Raw genomic sequence first — 5104 nt, 5'->3', positions numbered from 1 at the left:
TGTAGAAGCAAAGCATTCATATCGCTTTGTTACAAGATGTTTTATAAAGAAAATTTTTTATGAAAGATAGCTTATAAAATAATAAAAGCTCAAGATTATCATCATAGGGAGTGTAAAACGAATGAATATCAACAATGTGCCAAAACATTTAACTACACCATTGACTTCACCAGCATATCCAATGCCGCCATATAAATTTGTGAATCGGGAATATTTAAATATTATTTATAGAACTGACATGACAGCTTTACGTAAAGTTGTACCTGAGCCTTTAGAAATTACGGAACCTTTCGTTAAGTTTGAGGTGATGAAGATGCCTGATGTTTCTGGACTTGGTTCTTATACTGAAGCAGGACAAGTTATACCAGTAAGCTTTAATGGAGAAGAGGGTGATTATATACATTCCATGTATGTTGACAACTTCCCAGCGATTGCAAGTGGGCGTGAACTGTCCGCTTATCCAAAAAAATTAGGTAATCCAGAGTTGCTTATAGACTCGGATACTTTAGTTGGGACACTTGATTATGGTTCATTACGTGTTGCAACTGCAACAATGGGCTATAAACATATTCCATTAGATCATAAAGAAGCTCTAAAAGAAATATCCCGCCCAAATTTTATGGTTAAGATAGCAACGGGATATGAAGGACAATTAAAGGTTTGTGATTTGGTTCGTACTCAAATTACAGATATCACAATAAAGGAAGCTTGGACGGGACCTGCACGATTGCAACTATTTGAGCATGCACTTGCACCGCTCGCAGATTTACCAGTCCTTGAGGTTGTTTCAGCTACACATATTTTGACTGATTTAACTTTAAATGCTGTACAGCCAGTTTATAATTTTCTGAATACGAAATAAAGAAAGGTGTGTTTAAGATGAGAGTTGCAGTTTTAGGAGCAGGTTCTTTAGGTACTATTATCGGGGCATTTATTGCAAAGGGCGGAGAAAACGTCGAATTAATTGACGTAAATCAAGCTCATGTCGACGCATTAAACAAATTTGGAGCGAAAATTGTAGGCACAACAGAATGTACTATACCAGTAAAAGCAGTTACACCAAAACAAATGTCAGGGACATATGATTTAGTCTTATTGCTTACGAAACAACTTTATAATCAATCCGTTATAAGTGAATTACTTCCTTTCCTAAATGAAACAAGCGTTGTTTGTTCGTTACAAAACGGAATTCCTGAGGGAAATATTGTTTCATTAGTTGGTAAAGAGCGAGTAGTGGGTGGCTCAGTTGAATTTGGCGCAACGTGGGTAGAACCAGGAGTTTCAAAACTTACTACAAACTTTGATACATTTAAGGAGCAGGCATTTGCAATCGGTGAACTTGATGGTTCAATGACTGAAAGAATTCAAAATATAAAATCTGTATTAGATCATGTAGGTGGCACAGTTATATCGGATAACCTTGTTGGAATAAAGTGGTCAAAATTAATGGTCAACGTAGCTCTTAGTGGTATGTCAGCAGCGCTTGGGGGTACGTACGGTGATGTACTCGATAATGAGTTTGGTGTTAAGAGTGCAGTGCATTTAGCGGATGAAACTATTAAGGTAGGTCACTCAAAAGGTATAAAATTTGCTTGTATGGGGGGCTTTGATATTTCATCTTTAGAAATAAAAAATGAATCTGATATTGCAGATAGAATGAATGTTTTTAGAACCATTTTCAAACCACAAGCACTATTAAAAGCGAGTATGTTACAAGACCTTGAAAAGCAAAGAGAAACAGAAATAGACTATATTAATGGAATCGTTCCTAACCAAGCGAAGCATTCAAGGATTTTAACACCATACAATGATTTAGTAGTAAAACTTGTGAAACAAGCAGAAGAAACGAAAAATATTCCGAATTTCGTTTTAAATATTCAATCATTTAAACAGCTAATTGAAAATAACAATTAAAATTTTGTCATAAAAAGAAACTTATGCAATTAATAACCGCTTCCCTAACTACCGTATAGGGAAGCGGTTATTAGTTATTTTCATTTTTTCATTTTGGGGTAATTCTGAATTGTTAAGTTGATGGGCATGTGGCGGTACCCCTTAATGTACTATTACGTACTTTGCGTTGTACTAAAAAGTACTGAAACAAACAACAAAAAAGAATCCTGCATAAGCAAGATTCTCACAAAAAATATGGTTATTCCTTTAGTCTAATTAGTAAAGAAGATGGAAGACGCCTTATCGTTCCAAGTTGATCCGACATAGCTGACATTGATACCGGATTGCACCCAGAATCTTGCCCCTCTGTAGTTACTATCCCAACACATAACTGTCCATTTATGATTGTAACCCGCCTTCAACGAAGAGATTCTGTCGTTCCAATATGAACCCACCGAGCTAATATTACTGGAAGTTCCGAAGTAATTCCCTCCGTAATTAGAATGTTGATAAAAATACGAATTATAATAAATAGCTTGGGCTATAATCGTATTGTTCTTAGTATCCTTTTGACGCTCAACAACAGCACTCTGCAAATGAGCATTTAAACGGTCTTGATTTGTAAACCCATAGACTACTCCTTCTGCTTTTGCAGTGTCATCGAAAACAAACTGAGTTACATTCTTTACATGCGAATCATCTTGTGCATATTTAACACCATCAATCATAACAGGCAAGTCTTTTAATTGAACCATATTCTCTGTTGAAGGCGTTTGTTTTGAAACTGAGGTTGATGTTGTAGCGGCAAAAGCAGTAATAGGAATGATCGTTAAGACAAAAGTCAGTAATGTAATAACTATTTTCTTCAAGAAAATCCCTCCTAGATGGATATCTTTCCCTATCCCCAAAAAAGGAAAATAGGCTTAGTTTATAAAGAATTTAAGTGTTACCTTAATTTTTTCATGTTCATCAATCAACTCCTTTATAAATATTATTTTTTAGTACTAACTGGTCGGTATTAATCAATTTATTATATGATGAAGAATGTGTTACTATTAACTAAATATTTAGTCTTTTAAAAAGGAGGTTGGGTTGCTATGGGAATTTATCATCAGAAACAATCAGAAAACACCATTAATAAATTAATGCAATCAGGAATTGAATTGTTTTCTAAGCAAGGCTATTCTAGTACAAGTGTTGATCAAATTGTGAAACATGCTGGTTACTCTAAAGGTGCTTTCTATACTCATTTTTCCAATAAAGAGGAGTTTTTGTTGAAACTGATAAAAGAAGGAATTGATTTTTATTTTGAAGATTTAAAGGAAGCTCTTACTCAAAAAGAGTGTGATTTACTAAATAAGTTTAAAGAACACTCTTTGCGTTTGGTAAATGAAGCTTATGAAAAAGGATCTTCTCCTATGCTTCTCCAAGGATGTATGATATCCAATCAATTACCTCTAATAAAAGAAAGGCTTATTCTTCAGATGGAAGAATGGAGATCATTCCTTACACATTTTTTTCAGAGAATGAAAGACGAAGGTATAATCGGAAGTCCATTAGATGCCAGAACTTTAGCAACAACAAGCATGGCTATTTTTAATGGATTTAATTTGCAACATTTTGTAGACAATCGAATTCAAATACAGGATATGCTGAATGTTTTTGTTGAACTACTTCAAATCCAAGAACCTAATAAAAAAGATGAATAAGAGTTATGATGTCTGAATGATAATTTATGAATACTCCATACATGTAAAGTTAACATAACACATCATTATCGGTATATTAAAAGGATCTTCTGATTGAAGATCCTTTTAGTTGTTTGTTCAATTAAAGCGCTCGATTGTTGAACTTTTAAAACTTAAAACGGTAACCGGTTAGATACTAAGTATCACCAAGAAGGTGGAGGCCATTCTCCAATTAATTGCCGAATCAGTGCTACTTGTCCGGTATGATAACTGTTGTGTGCCATAAGAGTGGCTAAAAGGTCACCACGAGTCCTTTTCAATCCCGCGTCTTTTAGTTCCTTTAAATCTTTTTTTGCTTCGTTTTCAGCTTCCTTTAGCCCTTTACTGAATAGAAAAAGAGTGTCACTCCACTCGGTTTTATATGACGGAGCTGTTTTATCAGGCCATGAGTCTTCGTCATGTTCTGGATGATTGGGCACCCTGCCTTTAAGGTAGGCAAGATAGAAATCTTGCCAGAAAATCATATGGTTTAGAATCTGCCACACTGAATATGGACAGTTTGAGGGTTTTTCCCCAGCCATCTCCCACCGTAAACCCTCAAACACCTCCAAGGGGTCAACATGAGCATTTTCCCCATGTAACCCGTTTTCAAAGAAATAAGATGACATAAGCATTCCCTCACTTTTACAAAAATTGAACAAACTTTTTTCACTCAACAAAATGACCAATTTTTTCGACCTTCCCACTGTTTCTCAGGCCTCTTGTACTTTTGCCAGGCGGTGAAATGGAAAAGTTAAAATTTTCTGTATTTTAATTTATTATAACAAATATTCAACAATCTGGCCCGATTGTTGAATATTGTGTAGAGATAATAAAGTCGTTTAATTTTATCTTTATAAAGCTAATACCCTTCCAACGATGAAATGATTGGAAGGGTATTAAAGTTATTTAATTTTTAATTGTATTCACAATTATTGTTATAAAACTGAATAATAAAGTTGTTTAACTCGAGAGTTTTTACGTTTAGCCCCCAATTATAAAGAAAATTTCCCACCATGATAACAATAGCAAGCTTCAGCTTTAAGATTTTTAACCTTTCTCAAAGACTGTTCTGCTCTCTCAACATTTAAACAAAAGTGTGTATTAGCAATGGCTAATTCATGATTCTCATGAACAGTTGCATCACCTGTAATTACACTTTTTAAACTTGGAAAATATAATGAAATATGCCCTGAAGTATGCCCTGGTGTTGCTACTACTCTACATTTGTTATCTAGAATCATATCACCATCATGTACCTTTTCATCAATTGAAACATGCTTCAAATTCATTAATTGCTGTATAAACCATTTACCAAATTCGATTTCTTCATTTGGCATATTTTCTAGCATTTTTTCAGCTTGAACCAATCTCTCTGACTTCATTTCACCACTAATGTATTTTGATTCAATTTCACTAGCTATAATGTTAATCCAAGGATACTTTTCTTTGAAATCATATAAGGAACCTATATGATCATCATC

General features: G+C 34.3%; 6 protein-coding genes. 3 read left to right on the top strand and 3 right to left on the bottom strand.

Going from position 1 to position 5104, the window contains the following annotated elements; all coding sequences use genetic code 11:
* Nucleotides 1-121: 121 nt before the first annotated feature.
* On the top strand, nt 122-862 hold the full coding sequence (locus AB3X48_RS17480) for an acetoacetate decarboxylase (RefSeq protein ID WP_367959766.1): 741 nt from the start codon (nt 122-124) through the stop codon (nt 860-862).
* A 17-nt stretch (nt 863-879) separates the two neighbouring features.
* Nucleotides 880-1914, top strand: a complete 1035-nt coding sequence (locus AB3X48_RS17475) for a ketopantoate reductase family protein (RefSeq protein ID WP_367959765.1) — start codon at nt 880-882, stop codon at nt 1912-1914.
* Nucleotides 1915-2165: 251 nt separating this feature from the next.
* Here the strand turns inward: AB3X48_RS17475 and AB3X48_RS17470 are convergent, their stop codons facing one another.
* A complete protein-coding gene (locus AB3X48_RS17470; RefSeq protein WP_367959764.1) occupies nt 2166-2762 on the bottom strand; it encodes a peptidase inhibitor family I36 protein in 597 nt (198 codons plus the stop codon).
* 228 nt (nt 2763-2990) lie between these two features.
* On the opposite strand from AB3X48_RS17470, the gene AB3X48_RS17465 reads away from it, so the two are divergent.
* On the top strand, nt 2991-3602 hold the full coding sequence (locus AB3X48_RS17465; protein WP_367959763.1) for a TetR/AcrR family transcriptional regulator: 612 nt from the start codon (nt 2991-2993) through the stop codon (nt 3600-3602).
* Between the two features lie 182 nt (nt 3603-3784).
* Here AB3X48_RS17465 and AB3X48_RS17460 read toward each other — a convergent pair whose 3' ends face one another.
* Together AB3X48_RS17460 and AB3X48_RS17455 are read right to left on the bottom strand one after the other, a co-directional pair.
* Entirely contained in the window at nt 3785-4309 is a 525-nt protein-coding gene (locus AB3X48_RS17460; protein WP_367959762.1) for a DinB family protein, read from the bottom strand.
* A gap of 306 nt (nt 4310-4615) precedes the next feature.
* On the bottom strand, nt 4616-5104 hold a 489-nt coding region (locus AB3X48_RS17455; protein ID WP_367959761.1), incomplete at its 5' end, for an MBL fold metallo-hydrolase.

The sequence above is a fragment of the Bacillus sp. S4 genome (assembly GCF_040838205.1).
In the GTDB taxonomy this organism is placed as follows: domain Bacteria; phylum Bacillota; class Bacilli; order Bacillales; family Bacillaceae_G; genus Bacillus_A; species Bacillus_A cereus_U.
Note: the sequence above shows the minus strand (reverse complement) of the source record. Positions and strands in the feature narration are given on the sequence as shown.

Excerpts from the sequence above, each read along its gene's own strand:
- AB3X48_RS17480 (WP_367959766.1), top strand. The coding sequence starts at position 122 with ATGAATATCAACAATGTGCCAAAACATTTAACTACACCATTGACTTCA.
- AB3X48_RS17475 (WP_367959765.1), top strand. The coding sequence starts at position 880 with ATGAGAGTTGCAGTTTTAGGAGCAGGTTCTTTAGGTACTATTATCGGG.
- AB3X48_RS17465 (WP_367959763.1), top strand. The coding sequence starts at position 2,991 with ATGGGAATTTATCATCAGAAACAATCAGAAAACACCATTAATAAATTA.